Genomic DNA, 14,729 nt, shown 5'->3' on the forward strand with positions numbered 1-14,729 from the left:
CGCGTCTCACGCCACTTTCTTCGCGTAGACCAGACACAGCAGCTCGGCGACGACCTTGTAGAACTCCGGCGGGATCATCTGGTCGAGCTGCACGCTTGCATGGAGCGAGCGCGCCAGCACGCGATCCTCGATCACCGGAATGTCGTTGGCCTCGGCGATCTCGCGGATCTTGAGCGCGATCAGGTCGGTGCCCTTGGCAAGCACCAGCGGCGCGCCGCCTTCCTCCTGCACATAGCGCAGCGCCACGGCATAATGCGTCGGGTTGGCGATGATCAGCGTGGCGCGCGGCACGGCCGCCATCATCCGGTTCCTCGCCCGGTCGCGCGCCAGCGATAGCCGCCGCGATTTCAGGATCGGGTCGCCCTCGGCCTGCTTGTGCTCTTCCTTGATCTCCTGCTTCGTCATACGCAAAGAGCGGCGCCATGATTTTTGCGTCCAGACCAGATCGACCGCGACGATTACGATCGTCGCCACGCAGGCGGCCGAGAGCAGGCGGATGGCGAGGCTCAGGATCAGTTCGGGTACGTTGCTCGGATCCTGCAGCATCGCTGTGACCACCGTGTCCTTGTCAGATTTCAGGATCAGCCAGGTCGTCCCCGCAATAGCGACAAGCTTGGCCAGCGATTTGCCGAATTCCATGAAGCCTTGGGCGCCGAAGATCCGGGCCCAGCCTTTCGCCGGCGAGATCCGCGACCATTGCGGCGTGATCCGCTCCAGCGCGAGCTGGGGCGGATGTTGGAGAAAGGTCGCGCTCAGCCCGAACACCGTGAAAAGCAGCAGGACGGGCCCGAGAAAGGTGCCGACCCGCAGGGCCGCGTGGATCAGCAGGTTCGTCGTGTTGCCGTTCGTCGAGATGTCGAAGCCCGACGGGTCGCCGAGGAAGTCCGAGAGGAAGCGCGCCATGTCGCCTGCCCCGGTCCGGATCAGGAAGACACCGGCGATCAGCGTCGCCGCGATGCTGGCGAAGATCGGAGCCTCTTTGGAGGAGGGCGTGTTGCCGCGCTCCACCGCATCCTGAATCTTCTTCTCGGACGGTTCTTCGGTTTTGCTGTCCTTATCCTGATCGTCGGACACGTGCTGTCACCGCCTCACTGGAAGTATGCGCCCTCGTCCCGCTGCGGATTGAGCTCGACCTCGCCTCGGCTCGCCATTTCGAGCGCCACATCGGTGATCGCGCGGCGGGCATCGACGACGTCGCGCTGCAGCGCCGGCTCGCCGCCCTCGAGATCCTGCTGGACGATCCGGCGTGCGCGCGCGGCCAGCGACGACAAAATCTGGTCCCTGAACTGCGCCTCGGTGCCTTTCAATGCCAGAACCAGGCGATCGGTCGGCACCTGGTCGAAGATCGCCATGCGGTCGCGGCTGGACAGCTTGACGATGTCGTCGAAGGTGAAGAGCAGGCCCTTCAGCATCTCGGCCGATTCCGGCCGGACTCGCTGCAGGCTGCCCAATGCGTCCTCCATGTCCTGGCTGTCCATCTTGTTGAGGATGTCGGCCATGCGGGCATGAGTGTCGGCGCCCTTGTTGCGGGCGAGGTTCAGGGTAAAACCCTCGTAGAGGACCTTCTCGACGATCGCGCTCGCCTGCTCTGCCACAGGCTTCAGATTGAGCATCCGGCGCATCAGTTCGTGGCGCTGATCGGCCGGCCACTGCGTCATGACCCTCGACGAGCACGCCGGCTTCAGCTTCGACAGGATGAAGGCGGCGGTCTGCGGATGTTCCTTGGCGAGATAATTCGCCATCGCGCTTTCCGGCATCATCGAGACGCGGTCCCATATCGAGCCGTTGGCGGATTCGCCGGTCTCGCCGATGATCTCGGTGATCTCTTCGGTCGGCAGCACGCCGGTCAGGAGCTTCTGCACCTCACGCGGGGAGCCGACCAGGTTCGTGCCTCGCGAAAACTGATCGCTGAACTCGTCGACCAGCGCCACGATCGCGTCGGCGGGAACCTTGCCGAGTTCGGCGGCGCGACGCATCAGCTGGCGGATTTCCTCCGTCTCGAAATGCTTCAGCATCCGCCCTGCAAGGGGCTTGCCCATCGCCAGCACGAGGGCGGCGGCCTTGTCCGTTCCGCCCATCCGCTGCGGTACGGCGACGACGGCGTTTCCAGCGTTCATCTTGTTGTCTTTCGCAGTCACCGTCATCGACCGGTCCATCACTCTTCGAACTTGGCCTGGACGCCGACGATCTCGGTCAGGGAGACACCGAAGCGGCTGTTGTCGTCCTCGACGATCACGACCTCGCCGCGCGCCACGATGCGTCCGTTGACGACGACGTCGACCGGTTCGCCGACGCGGTGGTCGAGCGGCACCACTGCGCCGCGGCGCAGCTTCATCAGGTTGGCGACCTGCATCGTGGCGCTGCCGAGCACGACCTGGATCGTCACGGGAATGCGCATCACCGCATCGAGGTTGAGCGGGTCGCTGGTCTCCGTGGCGGTCGCGATGTTCTCCCCCGCGACGCTTTCGGTCGTGTCGGTCTCGGCAACCGCGGCGGATGCATCCACCGCCAGATCCGACAACTGCATGGGCTTGATCGGCTTTTTCATGGGGCTCTCCTGCGAAGAGTTGGAATGCTGGCCACCCGTGGCGAGTGGCAAAAGGGATACCGGCGGCTCAGGCGGCATTGAGGCCGCGGCCCGGTCGGGCCTGCCCCTGATCGAAGGTCGAACGGCTCGCCTTGATCTCGTCGATCAGTCGCTTGCCGTCGTCGATGCGAAGCCCGAGCTCCTCGATCACGTCGCGCCCGCTGGCCTGGAGCTCGCGGATCGTCAGCTGGATCGCGCCGAGGGCGGCCTCGGTCTTGCCGAAGGCTGTGTGGAACTCCGCCTGATAGGCGCGCATACGCTGCAATTCGCGGCGCATCCGCAGCACCTGCAGGCTTGTGAGGACCAGAGCGACGAGAAGAACGGCTTCACCGAGATAGAAGATCATCGAAAAACTCCTGTTCCTGGTTGGCGCTGTCCTGGATGCGCAGGACATAGGATCCGTCGCGCTGGCCGAGCTGGCACCAGAAGACGGTTTCCTCATTGCACTGCAGCTGGATCTGGGAACGCGGCGAGGCCTGCAGTTCGATCACCTGGCCGACCTTCAGGGCGCTGATCTCGCCCAAGGTCATGGGCCGCTCCTCCAGGATCGCGCGCAGCTTCACTTCGGTCTTGTGAACCTCGGTCTGGATCTGTTTCGACCAGCGCGGGTCCCTGACGGAGGTGTGGCCGGAAAGCACGCGGGCGAGGCTCTGGCGGATCGGGTTCAGCGCCGTCTGCGGGATGACGACGAACATCTGGCCGCAATTGTCGAGACCCTGGACCAGGAGCTGCGCCTTGACGGCGAGGTTGCTGCGGCTGCCGATCGTGGCGAAATACATCCGCGTCTCGACGCGCTCGAACTCGAAGGTAACGTCGCAGACAGGCGAGAACGCGCTCTGCAGGTTCTTCGCGGCCAGCTCGAACAGGGCCTGCGCCACCTGGATCTCGAGATTGGTGTAGGGCCGCTCGTCGTCGGGGAAATCGGGCTCGTATTTGTAGGGCGGCTCGCTTCCATCGGCCCCGAACAGGACCTCGATCATGGTGAAGATGAAGTCGCGGTCGAAGCCGATCAGGATGCGGGAATCCCACTGCGGAGAATGGAAAATGCCGGCGATCGTATTGTAGGCATGGGCGTTGAGTGCGTCCCCGATGCGCTCGCTCTGGACGCTGGCGACGGAGAAATAGGTCGGCGAGGTCGACATCTGTCGCGCAGCGTCGGCGCAGCCGGTCGCCAGCCGGTCGAAGATCATCCGCAGCATCGGCAGCCGGTCGATCGAGATGCCCGTCGAATCGAGGAGCTTGTCCTCGCGGATCGCTTGAGCCGTGCTCATCAGGCGGCTTCCTTCTGCGGGGCGGCGGTGGCAGTGGCGCCGGCACTGGCGGGTTGGCGCTGGGCGCCGCCGCTGATGGTCTTGTCCTCGACCTCGTCGATGGAGGGCCGCTCGGCGGCGGAGATGACCTTGCGGCCATATTCGAGTGCGACCTGGGGCGCGGCGCCGTTGATGAAGGCGAGCAGGGTTTGCTTGACCACGATGTAGACGCGGCCGCGCTTCTCGCGGGTCGTCTTGATCTTCTGGGCCATCGGCCCGATCACCGCATAGGAGAAGAAGATGCCCGCGAAGGTGCCTACCAGTGCGGCGCCAATGAAGCCGCCGAGCAGCGCCGGCGACTGGTCGATCGCACCCATCGCCTTGATCACGCCGAGTACGGCAGCGACGATGCCGAGCGCCGGCAGCGCCTCGGAGACCATTCCGAGCGCATAATAGGGCTTGAGGCTGTCCTGCATATGGCTCGTCATCTCCTCGTCGAGGAGACTTTCGACCTCATGCGCCTGTGCCTTGCCGACGATGATCAGCCGGAAATAATCGCAGATGAAGGTGGTCAGGTTCCGATCGGCGAGCACGCTCGGGAAGCTGGCAAACAGCGTCGATTCGTAGGGGTTCTCGATGTGTTGCTCGATCTCGGCGCGACCCTTGTTCCGAAGTTCGCGCATCAGCGCGTAGAGCGCGCCGAGGATGTCGAAATAATGCGCCTGCGTCGGCGTCGCGCCGCGAAAGGCTTCCACCAGCGCGGTGCCGGTATCGGAAACCGTCTTCATCGGGTTGGCGATGACGTAGGTGCCGATCGCCGTTCCCAGGATGATGACGAGTTCCCATGGCTGCCACAGCACGGCGAGGTGCCCACCCATGGCGGCAAAACCGCCGATCAGCGAGCCGGCCGCTATCAATAGTCCGATCACTACGCTCAACGCGCCGCTCCTTCTCGCAAGTCACGGATCGAGGGATAGACGCGATGGCTTGCGCGGGGCTGAAATGGCGCAGGGAGAGCCCCGGTCAGGTCCGCGCAAGCAAGGAGCGCGAGGCTGAGCGCGACGAGTTCAGATGACGCTCGGCCCCTGATGGCCGCTTTGCATCGGAGCTTGGCGGCTTCAGCGGGGTTCCCATGACCACCACGATGACCTCATACCAGGCGGTGACGCGGAACCTGACGCAGTCGCTGGCACGCACGGCGGCCAAGCCCGGTGTCGCCAGCGACACGGCCTATTTCGAGAAGAACATCGGAAAGGTGAAGAACCTCGACGACTTCATGAAGGACGACCGGCTCTATCGCTATGCGACCGAGGCGTTCGGGCTGGGTGATATGGCCTATGCCAAGGCATTGATGCGCAAGGTTCTCGAAGGCGGCGTCAGCTCACCCTCCAGCTTCGCCAACCGGATGTCCGACCAGCGCTACCGCGACTTCGCGGCAGCCTTCGACTTCGCAGCCGAGAAAACGGAGACGAGCTATTTCGAGGCCAACATCTCGAAGGTGAAGACGGTCACCGGCTTCGTGGCCGACAGCGCCGAACGCATGTTCGACTACGCGATCGAGGCTTTCGGACTGGAGTCGGTCGCCGACACGCCCCAGGAGAAGGCCGCCATCACCGCGGCGCTCCATCTGGGTGAGGAAACGCAGCTGCGCTTCTCAGATCCGAAGATCGACAAGGCGTTTCGCGATTTCCTCAAGGCTTTCGATTTCGCAGGCAAGAACGTCAACGCGACCAGCGACAAGGCCATGATGCAGGCCACGGTCGAGCGCCACAACGCAGCCGAACGGGCGACGCAGGCAAAGGTCACGGTGGAGAAATACACCCGCCAGAGGCTGGAGCGCGACGAGGGCGCCAGCAACGAGAACGTACGGCTGGCGCTGTATTTCGAGCGCAAGGCACCGCAGATCAAGGACGCTTACCAAGTGATGGCCGACCCGGCGTTGCTCAAGGTCGTCCAGACTGCGCTCGGCCTGCCCAAGGAGGTCGGCGGCATCGATATCGACAAGCAGGCCGCGATCTATTCAAAGCGGATCGATTTCAAGGATTTCCAGGATCCTGCCAAGCTCAAGACCTTCCTGACGCGCTTCGCAGCATTGGCCGATTCTGCCGGCGGAGCCAGCGCCAGCCCCGTATCCCTGCTCTTCCAGCCGGCCTCGGCCGGGGTCGGGCAGGACGTCCTGGCCAGCCTGCAGAAACTGCGCCTCGGAGGCCTCTGACCATGCAACCCTCGATCTATGTCGGCCTGTCGTCCCAGCTCGTGCTGGAGAAGCGCATGGAGACGCTCGCACGCAATGTCGCCAATATGAATACGGCCGGCTTCCGGTCCGAGGAGGTCAAGTTCAGCACCTTCCTGTCGAAGAAGGGTGCCGACGGCGTCAACTACGCCTCGCAGGGGGAGACCTTCATCAGCCGCAACCATGGCGGTCTCGAAAAGTCCGGCAACCCGCTCGACGTTGCCGTCGAAGGGGAGGGCTGGTTCGGCATCAACACGCCCGCTGGCACGGTCTACACGCGGGACGGGCGCCTGAAGATGTCGGCTCAGGGCGAATTGCGCACGGTCGCCGACTACCCGGTCCTCGATGCAGGCGGCGCGCCGATGCAGCTCGACCCCGAGGGTGGCCCGCCCGTCATCGCCAAGGACGGCATGATCTGGCAGGGCACCCAGCAGGTCGGTGCGATCGGCCTGTTCTCGATCGACCCCGGCGCAAAGCTGCAGCGCTACGAGAACTCCGGGGTGATCCCCGACCGGGCGGCGACACCGATCCTGGACTTCGTCACCAATGGCGTCCGCCAGGGTTATGTCGAGGGCTCCAACGTCAACCCGATCCGCGAGATGACGAAGCTGATCATGGTGACGCGCGCCTTCGAGAGCGCAGCCAACGCCATCGACAAGGGCGAGAAGGCCGTCGACGGCGCGATCCGCACGCTGGGCGAGAGCTGAGTCCCGATCTTGGCCTGAAGGCATGTGGTCGACCGAAGGATTGCGATGAACGCGCTCACACGCCTCGAACATGCCCTCGCCGGCGGTCCGCAAATCCACGATCTCGTTGCCATCAGCGGCTCCGTCTCCGAGGTCACTCCGGCGGCGGTACGGGTCGCCGGCCTGTCCCGCTTCGTCAGACTTGGCGAACGCATCGCCTTGTCGGCCAACGGCCGCGAGGAGCTGGGTGAGGCGATCAGGATAGATCGCGATGGCGTCCTGGTGAAGCCTTTCGCGACCACTGTCGGGGTCGGACTTGGCGCGCGCGCCAGTGTAGCCGGGCCGATGTCGCTGCGTCCGGCGCCGAGTTGGAAAGGGCGGGTGATCAACGCCTTCGGTGAGCCGATCGACGATGGCGGCCCGCTTCTGCCGGGCGATCGGGCGATGCCCGTCGATGGAGCGCCACCCGAGGCGATGCGGCGCGCCCGCGTCACAAGGCCGCTGCGCACCGGGGTCAAGGTCATCGACCTGTTCACGCCGCTTTGCGCCGGCCAGCGCATCGGCGTCTTCGCCGGGTCCGGCGTCGGCAAATCGACGCTGCTCTCGATGCTGGCGCGTGCGCCGGGTTTCACCACGATCGTCATCGGACTGGTCGGCGAGCGTGGCCGCGAGGTGCGCGAATTTCTTGACGATACGCTCGGCGAAATGCGCGGTCAGGCGATCGCCGTCGTCTCGACCAGCGATGAGAGCGCGATGATGCGCCGCCTCGCGCCCAACACCGCGATGGCGGTGGCGGAATATTTTCGCGATCTGGGCGAGGATGTGCTGCTGGTGATCGACTCGGTGACGCGCCTGGCCCATGCAGCGCGCGACGTCGCGCTGGCCGCCGGCGAGCCCGCCGTGGCGCGCGGCTATACGCCGAGCGTCTTCAGCACCTTGCCCAAGCTGCTGGAGCGTGCCGGGCCCGGAATCGAAGGCACCGGCGGCGCGATCACCGGCATCTTTTCGGTGCTGATCGATGGCGACGACCACAACGACCCGGTCGCCGATGCCATCCGTGGCACATTGGACGGACACCTCGTGCTCGATCGCGCGATCGCCGATCAGGGCCGCTACCCGGCCGTCAACGTGCTGGGCTCGGTTTCGCGTCTCGCGCACCATGTCTGGACGCCGGAGCAGCGCGGGCTGGCGATGCGAATGAAGGGGCTGGTCGCCCGCTACGAGGATACCCGGGATCTTCGCCTGATGGGCGGTTACCAGGCCGGCGCAGACGCGGAACTCGACAAGGCGATCGCCCTCGTGCCGCGCATCTATGAAGCGCTGCATCAGGACATGACCGCAAAACTCAGTGCCGACGCCTTCCAGGATCTGGCGAACGCCCTGCAGGGGTAGGCTTGAGCCGGCAGGCCGTATCCATCCAGCCCTTGTACTACTCAGCCCTCATCCTGAGGAGGCCGCAGACGCGGCCGTCTCGAAGGATGCTCCAGCAAGCCCCCGTGCCAACTGGAGCATCCTTCGAGACGCCGCTGCGCGGCTCCTCAGGATGAGGCTTTTTGTTGTGATACTGCTCGGCTCAGCTGCGCAGCTGCTCTTTCCGCACGTAGTTGAACTCCTTGACCAGGATCTCCTTGATCAGATCGCCGCCGAAGCGGGCATTGACGTTGGTCCTGACGCTCTTGAGCAGCGCGTCGATATCGACGCGCTCAAGCCGCGAGAAGTCGACTTTCGCGTTCGAATAGATCGCGCGCAGTGCCTCGTCCCGAACATAGGGATGGGGCTGAACGGTCATTTGCCGAAGCGTGCGGGCGTCGGCCGTGAAGACGAACTGGGCGGCGACGTAACCCTGGACCTGACCGTCGGCCAGGATCGGCACATGCAGGATCGCGGTCTCCTCGTAGTCGATGCCTTCGAGGAACGGGGTTTCGGTCGGAGGCGTTGCTTCCGCGCGCCAGGTCAGGGCGAGGTGGCCGGAGACCAGCGTCACGCCGCATACCCAGACGCCGAGCATCAAGAGCCTGGCGGTCGTCATGTCGTCCGCACTTTGCCGGCTGCTCCGCCGGCGATCTGGGCGCCTGGCCAGGCGTGATAGGTCCCGTCCGATTCCGCATCGATCAGCGTGCTCGTCATGGCCGCGGCGATCTCGCGCACGGCGTCGAGATGCATCCCGATGACGAGCCGGTTGTGTTCCAGCTTCAGCCGTAACGTCGACAGCCGCGCTACCAGGCGGCCATCCGCGACCTCATTGCGCATCGCTCGTGCGGCCCGGCTCGCATCCAGCAGAAGACGGCTCTTGGTTTCGTTCAGGCGGTTGAAATCGGCACTTTTGAGCGCCATCAGATGCGAGGTTTCGTGATCCAGCGCCTGCTCGAGATGGTCGAGTACCGACCACATCGCTCGGCCAGCACCCGTGGGCACATCGGACTCCAACTCGCCGTCCAGCGCGGCCACAGGGCCGGGCACCGGGATCATCGGCAGGCCAGGCAGATCCGGCTGGGCCAGGGCCCCTTCATGCAGTTCTGCACTCATGATGAGTCACGCCTTTCAAGTGATGGAAGTTCGGCTCGCGCCGCTGGGGCCCGGCCGGGTGATGTTCAGGAACTGGCGCTCGACTGCGAGCGGCACCGCGGCGTCGCGCGAATTGGCGCCGGCCAGCGTGCGGTCGAGAACCTTCTGCGCTGCCGCGACCGCGCCGCCGGTATCGGTGCCGGGCGTGGAGCCTGTCCGGGCCGCCATGGCCGCCATGACCTTCTGGCGAATGCCGAGCCCGCCCGATTTGGCGATCTCGCCGGCGATCTGCTCGGAAAGCATCGAGCGCCAGACGCCGCCTGACAGGCCGCTGCCATAGCTGTTGGTGGTCGATTCCGGCATCATCTGCTCGATGAAGGTCGAGATGACCTGCGCCTCGAACTTCTGCAGAGTCTTGTCGGTATGCGAGGGCACGCCGGATGCGGCGGCTGGATTGCCGGCGAAGGAGGGTGTGGTCAAAGACAGACTCGCGAATTTTTCGCGCGCGCCGGCGAGGCCCGGCGCGGCGGGTGCCGGCGCCGCGTTGTCGACGGCCGAGGCGAACTGGGTTCCCGCCGAGCCGGGCGAGCCCATGCGCGAGAGCCTGTCGAAGGCGACGGCGTAGCGAGAGGGATCGGCTGCGCGCACGACGTCGAGAACGATGTCCGACGGAGGAGAGATTGCCATTGTCACCTTCCAGGGTCGCTGATCTCGTACCGGCAGTTTGACTCCGCAGGCTTATTCCAGGCTTGCCGCCTTTTTCGCCTGGGCGCTGTCCATGATCTCGATCAGGACATTATCCTGGTCGGCCCGCAGCTTGACCTTGCGAACACGGTCGACGAGGCGCGCCGTGCGCTTCTCGCGTCCCGTCTCGGCAATGACGCGTTTCGTCTGCTCGACGGCCGCTGTCTCAAGCTCCGAGATGGTGATCGCGACACGGTGCAGCCGCTTGGCGGTCATGTCGACGAACAGGCCGTCGGTGACGCCGTTGCCGTTGAGCGAAGCGACCAGCGCGCGCGACTCGTCCCTCGCCGCAACCGCCTTCTGCTCGATCGATTTTTGCCGCCATTCGGCCAAGCTGCGGATACGCGACTGGATCGCCAGCATGCGCTCGATCGATTTGAGGCGACGGGCTTCCATGCCGCGTCAGCCGTGCGCGAGCCAGGAGGAAAAGACGGTGATGAACAGGCGCAGGGACTCAGGGCCGGCAAAATAGAACAGGAACAACCCCCCTGCGATGACGAAAGGCATCGAGATGAAATAGACCGGAATCGAGGGGGTCAGCTTGTTCATCAGGCCGATGGCGAGGTTGACGACCACCGCATAGATCATGAACGGGCTGCCGATCCGGAGCGCCAGGTAGAAGGTGTCCGAGGCCCGGTCGACAAGCTGGATCAGGCTGGCCTGGGCCTCGAAGGCCGCACCCGGCGCGATCCGCGAATACGAACCGGCGAGCGCCCGGATGACCTCGGCGTGCTGGTTGGTCAGGAACATCAAAGTGACCGCGGTCATCGTCATCAGCGTGACGAAGGGCGTCGCCGCCTCTGCCTCGTCGATCGGCAGCCCCGGCAGCTGGCCGAGACCGGTCGCCGTCGCCATGGCCGTCGCGATCGTCTGCAGCGCCAGGAAGAAGAAGCGCGCCATCAGTCCGATCAGCGCGCCCGTCATCGTCTCCGACAGGATCATGCGTAGCAGCGTCGCGGGGCTCGGGTCGGCCGCGACGGCGGCAAAAGCCGGCAGGATGAAGGGTGTCAGTGCCAGCGTCACGGCAATCGCGATGAGAAGGCGCAGCCGCACCGGCACGCGTGGGCTGGAGAAGCCCGGCATCAGCATCAGGCAGGCGCCGATGCGGCAGAAGATCAGGAACGCGTGCAGCAGCGTGTCGGGCGTGATCGGCATCAGGAGATCGTGCCCAGCAGGTTGACCTCCAGCCCGCGCGCAATCTCGACATGGGATAGCACCGGAAGCGCCGGAAAGATCCGCTCGACGATCATGCGGACATAAGGCCGAGCATCGGGGCTGGTGACCAGAACGAAGCTCTGCGCCTGGTCCATCCTGGTCCTGATCGCGGTGGTCGCCTCGGCGGCGAACTCCTCGATCAGGCGCGGGTCGATGTCGAATTCGACCACGTCGCCCTTGGCGTCGCGCTTCAGGCTCTCATGAAAGGCGAGATCCCAGCGATTGCCCAGGCGCAGCATGTTGAGCACGCCGCCATCGGTCAGGTCGCCGCAGATCTGCTGGGCCATGCGCATACGCACATGCTCGACGATCTGCTCGGCGCGGCGGACATGGGGAGCGATCTCGGCGATCACTTCCAGGATCAGGTGCAGGTTGCGGATCGAGACCCGCTCCGCCAGCAAGAGCCGCAGCACCGCCTGCAGGCTCGATAACGACATGTGTGCCGGACAGATCTCGTCGAGCAGTTTCTTGTATTCGGGGCCGAGCCTGTCGAGCAGGGCGCGCATGTCCTTGTAGGACAGGAGTTGCCCGAGATTCTTGCGGATCGTCTCGCTGAGATGCGTGAGCAGCACCGACAAACGGTCAACGGGATGCAGCCCCTCGCGCTTGACCTCGTTGGCGTAGCTTTCCGAAACCCACATCGCTTTGACGCCGAAGGCCGGCTCGCGCACCTCCTCGCCCGGCAGGTCGGGCATCCGGCCATCTCCGACGACGACGAGCATACTGCCCGGCCGCATCTCGCCCGTGGCGACGACGGTGCCGTGGATGCGGAACTCATAAGCCTTGGGCGGCAGCTTCAGGCTGTCGGAGAGCTTGATCTCGGGAACCACGAAACCGTATTCGGTCGCGAATTTCTTGCGCATCTTGCCGACCCGATGGGCGAGTTCGCCATGGGAGGTGAGCATTTCGGCGCCGAGCTGCTTCCCGAGCGACAGCTCGATCTCCGAGATCTTCAGCGAATCCTTGATCGTATCCTGGCTGTCGAGCACGGCCTGCTCGGCCTCCATGGCCCGGATCTCGTCGGCTTCGGCTGCGCGCTCGGCAATGCGTTTGGGAATGGTATGGCCCACGAACGCCATCAGGCCGCCGAGCAGGGCAAAAGGCAGGAACGGCAGCCCGGGCACCAGCGCGAGGATCACCATCATGAATGCCGCGACGAAGAGCGCGCGCGGATAATGCCCGAGCTGGCCGAGGATCGCCTGCTCGGCGGTGCCGCGCGTGCCACCCTTGGAGACGAGCAGACCGGCGGCCAGCGAGACGATCAGGGCGGGAATCTGCGTGACGAGGCCGTCGCCGACGGCGAGCTTCACGAAGACGTCCGAAGATTGCGACAGCGACAGGCCGTGCCGCGTCACGCCGATGATGATGCCGCCCAAGATGTTGACCGCGGTGATGATCAGGCCGGCGATCGCGTCGCCGCGAACGAATTTCGAGGCGCCGTCCATGGCCCCGAAGAAGGAGCTTTCCTCTTCGAGTTCGCCACGGCGCCGCTGGGCCTCGGGCGCGTCGATCAGTCCGGCCGAAAGATCGGCGTCGATCGCCATCTGTTTGCCGGGAATGGCGTCGAGCGTGAAGCGTGCGCCGACCTCGGCGATGCGGGTCGCGCCCTTGGTGATGACGATGAAATTGACCGTCACCAGGATGATGAAGACGATCAGGCCGATGACGAAGTCGCCGGCGATGACGAACCGCGAGAAGCCGTCGATGATGTAGCCCGCCGCGTGCGATCCCTCATTGCCATGCGAGAGGATGACGCGGGTCGTCGCGATGTTGAGCGACAGCCGCAGCATCGTCGCGACCAGCAGGATCGTCGGAAAGGACGAGAATTCGAGCGGCTTCTGGATCCAGAGCGCGACCATCAGGATCAGCACCGACAGCGCGATCGATAAGGCCAGGCCCAGATCGATGACGAAGGCCGGAATCGGCAGGAACAGGATCCCGAGGATACCGATGATGCCGACGGCGAAGCCGACATCGCGGCCGCTTTTCGGCAGCTCCGCCGCCCTGCCGGATATGACGTTCTGGGTCGCCATGCTTGGCCTTGTCCTGTCGCCGAAGGGTGCCGCGCTGGAGCGCGAAAGCTCAGAAGCCGCGCTCGATGCGTCCGTAGACGCGCTCGGTGAAGGCGAAGAGGTGCGCGCCGGTGAAAGAGCCCGTCGTGGCCATCACCACGAGGATGACGACGATCTTGGGCACGAAGGTCAGGGTCGCTTCCTGCACCTGCGTCAGGGCCTGCATCAGGGCGATGGCGATTCCGATCGCCATCGCCGCCGCCACCGCCGGCCCGGAGCCGACGATGATCGCCCAGATGGCGTCGCGCATGATGTCGAGAGCATCGGCCTCGTTCATGCCCGGGCTCAGCTCGCGCTTGGCTTCGTCGGCTGCGGCTTCAGCGCCGCGAGGCCGGAGATGATCTCGTCCAGCTTCGCATTGGTCGTGACCGACTGCTCGACCTGCGACAGCGCGGCGAATTGCTGGACATATTGCGACGGATCCGTCGGGTTGGTCGGATCCTGGTTCTTTGCCTGCGCGATCAGCAGCTGAAGGAAGGTGTTGTAGTCCCCCATGCTGTTCGATTTGGTTGGGGTGGTGCTGGCGGGCGGGCTCGTCCCGGTGACGCTGGTCACGTCCATGATAGCCTCCTAAGCGACATGCGATACGAGGGGCGCCGATGCGAAAGGCATCGCCGGGATCGCCTCGTCGAGCGGCAGTTCCACGACATTAGTCTCCCGAGCCTGCCCGGAGCTTGCGAGAATGTCGGCCTCCGCTGGAAACAGGCCCCGCAGCTGCTTGAGTGCGTCGAAGAAGCGGTCGTCGGCGACCAGCATGTCGATATGCTGCAACCCGCGCAGCACGATCGGATCTTCGAAATTGCACGCCATCTGCATCAGCATCTGCTCGAACAGAAGCCTAGCCGTTTCGGCGTTCCTGGGATCGACCAGCATCGTCTGGACGACAAAGTAGAGTTGTCGCAGCGGCGTCGTCGTCTGGTCGGATTGGATGACATGGGTTTCGAGCAGGAACGTCGCGTCGTTCAGGATCTCGAAGGTCACCTTGCGATCGAATTTCAGGATCGCGCCGTTGATGTAGATCTTCTCGTTGGCCCGCAAGGACAGGTTCATCGCCTTTTTCATGATCGGTCTCATGCCAGGCTGTCGCGGATCATCTTGTTGACGTCGATGACGGTGTCGAAGTCGTCGGACTGTCCCAGCCTCAGCAATTCGCCCTGCTTCAGCGCGAACAGGCCGATCGAGATGAGCGACGCCCGCAGCGCCTGCGGCAGGGCGTTGTCCTCGCTGCCGAGATCCTGGATCAGGAGCGTCCAGAGCCGGCGCAGGAAGGACACCGCCGCGATCGTTTCGTTGGACGCCGACCCGGTCGGGCGCGCCGCCTCCAGCAGAGTGACGGCCTCGTCGAGCGCGCGCCATTCATTGGCTCGCGCCTGGGCGAAGTCGTCTTCGGCCGCGGCGATATAGGAGCTGTGATACATGGAGGTTCTCCAGCCTTGC

19 protein-coding genes are annotated in these 14,729 nt (G+C 64.7%); 3 read left to right on the forward strand and 16 right to left on the reverse strand.

Features of this window, described 5'->3' with window-relative positions:
• Positions 1 to 6 precede the first annotated feature (6 nt).
• The 6 genes from AXW83_RS22200 to motA all read right to left on the reverse strand — a co-directional run bounded on the left by AXW83_RS22200 (position 7) and on the right by motA (position 4,775).
• Positions 7 to 1,074, reverse strand: coding sequence for an EscU/YscU/HrcU family type III secretion system export apparatus switch protein (locus AXW83_RS22200; protein ID WP_066617429.1), 1,068 nt, complete (start codon positions 1,072 to 1,074; stop codon positions 7 to 9).
• A gap of 14 nt (positions 1,075 to 1,088) precedes the next feature.
• Positions 1,089 to 2,117, reverse strand: a complete 1,029-nt coding sequence (locus AXW83_RS22205; protein ID WP_066621067.1) for a flagellar motor switch protein FliG — start codon at positions 2,115 to 2,117, stop codon at positions 1,089 to 1,091.
• 38 nt (positions 2,118 to 2,155) lie between these two features.
• On the reverse strand, positions 2,156 to 2,527 hold the full coding sequence (gene fliN, locus AXW83_RS22210; RefSeq protein WP_066621069.1) for a flagellar motor switch protein FliN: 372 nt from the start codon (positions 2,525 to 2,527) through the stop codon (positions 2,156 to 2,158).
• Positions 2,528 to 2,615: 88 nt separating this feature from the next.
• Complete coding sequence (locus tag AXW83_RS22215; protein WP_066617432.1) at positions 2,616 to 2,933, reverse strand: hypothetical protein; 318 nt, start codon at positions 2,931 to 2,933, stop codon at positions 2,616 to 2,618.
• A complete protein-coding gene (locus AXW83_RS22220) occupies positions 2,914 to 3,858 on the reverse strand; it encodes a flagellar motor switch protein FliM (protein WP_066617434.1) in 945 nt (314 codons plus the stop codon). Before AXW83_RS22220 ends, AXW83_RS22215 begins: the two co-directional genes overlap by 20 nt.
• Positions 3,858 to 4,775 (reverse strand): flagellar motor stator protein MotA, encoded by a 918-nt coding sequence (motA, locus tag AXW83_RS22225; protein ID WP_082767322.1) that lies wholly within the window; start codon positions 4,773 to 4,775, stop codon positions 3,858 to 3,860. The genes AXW83_RS22220 and motA overlap by 1 nt, the downstream gene beginning before the upstream one ends.
• Positions 4,776 to 4,969: 194 nt before the next feature.
• Between motA and AXW83_RS27590 the strand changes: the two genes are divergently transcribed.
• From AXW83_RS27590 to fliI, 3 genes are read left to right on the forward strand one after another with little or no spacing between them, the layout of a single operon-like run.
• The gene (locus AXW83_RS27590) at positions 4,970 to 6,052 is read left to right on the forward strand and encodes a DUF1217 domain-containing protein (protein ID WP_066617437.1); all 1,083 of its coding nucleotides are present in this window, start codon (positions 4,970 to 4,972) and stop codon (positions 6,050 to 6,052) included.
• Positions 6,053 to 6,054: 2 nt separating this feature from the next.
• The gene (gene flgF / locus AXW83_RS22235; RefSeq protein ID WP_066617441.1) at positions 6,055 to 6,777 is read left to right on the forward strand and encodes a flagellar basal-body rod protein FlgF; all 723 of its coding nucleotides are present in this window, start codon (positions 6,055 to 6,057) and stop codon (positions 6,775 to 6,777) included.
• A gap of 45 nt (positions 6,778 to 6,822) precedes the next feature.
• Positions 6,823 to 8,148, forward strand: coding sequence for a flagellar protein export ATPase FliI (gene fliI, locus AXW83_RS22240; protein ID WP_066617443.1), 1,326 nt, complete (start codon positions 6,823 to 6,825; stop codon positions 8,146 to 8,148).
• 181 nt (positions 8,149 to 8,329) lie between these two features.
• On the opposite strand, the gene AXW83_RS22245 is transcribed toward fliI, so the two are convergent.
• The 10 genes from AXW83_RS22245 to flaF are packed head-to-tail and all read right to left on the reverse strand — an operon-like array spanning position 8,330 to position 14,710.
• The gene (locus AXW83_RS22245) at positions 8,330 to 8,785 is read right to left on the reverse strand and encodes a hypothetical protein (protein ID WP_066617444.1); all 456 of its coding nucleotides are present in this window, start codon (positions 8,783 to 8,785) and stop codon (positions 8,330 to 8,332) included.
• Positions 8,782 to 9,282 carry a hypothetical protein gene (locus tag AXW83_RS22250; protein ID WP_066617446.1) on the reverse strand — a complete coding sequence of 167 codons (501 nt, stop codon included), beginning with the start codon at positions 9,280 to 9,282 and terminating at the stop codon, positions 8,782 to 8,784. Before AXW83_RS22250 ends, AXW83_RS22245 begins: the two co-directional genes overlap by 4 nt.
• Positions 9,283 to 9,297: 15 nt before the next feature.
• On the reverse strand, positions 9,298 to 9,948 hold the full coding sequence (locus AXW83_RS22255; protein WP_066617448.1) for a rod-binding protein: 651 nt from the start codon (positions 9,946 to 9,948) through the stop codon (positions 9,298 to 9,300).
• A gap of 51 nt (positions 9,949 to 9,999) precedes the next feature.
• Positions 10,000 to 10,401 carry a hypothetical protein gene (locus AXW83_RS22260; RefSeq protein WP_066617449.1) on the reverse strand — a complete coding sequence of 134 codons (402 nt, stop codon included), beginning with the start codon at positions 10,399 to 10,401 and terminating at the stop codon, positions 10,000 to 10,002.
• Between the two features lie 6 nt (positions 10,402 to 10,407).
• Positions 10,408 to 11,160, reverse strand: a complete 753-nt coding sequence (fliR, locus tag AXW83_RS22265; protein WP_066617458.1) for a flagellar biosynthesis protein FliR — start codon at positions 11,158 to 11,160, stop codon at positions 10,408 to 10,410.
• Positions 11,160 to 13,253, reverse strand: coding sequence for a flagellar biosynthesis protein FlhA (gene flhA / locus AXW83_RS22270; RefSeq protein WP_066617460.1), 2,094 nt, complete (start codon positions 13,251 to 13,253; stop codon positions 11,160 to 11,162). Before flhA ends, fliR begins: the two co-directional genes overlap by 1 nt.
• Before the next feature lie 49 nt (positions 13,254 to 13,302).
• Positions 13,303 to 13,569: a flagellar biosynthetic protein FliQ gene (locus tag AXW83_RS22275; protein ID WP_066617462.1), complete on the reverse strand. Its 267-nt coding sequence runs from the start codon at positions 13,567 to 13,569 to the stop codon at positions 13,303 to 13,305.
• Positions 13,570 to 13,577: 8 nt separating this feature from the next.
• Positions 13,578 to 13,847 carry a flagellar hook capping FlgD N-terminal domain-containing protein gene (locus tag AXW83_RS22280; protein ID WP_236841741.1) on the reverse strand — a complete coding sequence of 90 codons (270 nt, stop codon included), beginning with the start codon at positions 13,845 to 13,847 and terminating at the stop codon, positions 13,578 to 13,580.
• Between the two features lie 15 nt (positions 13,848 to 13,862).
• Entirely contained in the window at positions 13,863 to 14,354 is a 492-nt protein-coding gene (gene flbT / locus AXW83_RS22285) for a flagellar biosynthesis repressor FlbT (protein WP_082767324.1), read from the reverse strand.
• 8 nt (positions 14,355 to 14,362) lie between these two features.
• Positions 14,363 to 14,710, reverse strand: a complete 348-nt coding sequence (gene flaF, locus AXW83_RS22290; RefSeq protein ID WP_066617467.1) for a flagellar biosynthesis regulator FlaF — start codon at positions 14,708 to 14,710, stop codon at positions 14,363 to 14,365.
• Between the last annotated feature and the right edge of the window lie 19 nt (positions 14,711 to 14,729).

It is taken from the genome of Bosea sp. PAMC 26642 (genome assembly GCF_001562255.1).
Taxonomy (GTDB): Bacteria; Pseudomonadota; Alphaproteobacteria; order Rhizobiales; family Beijerinckiaceae; genus Allobosea.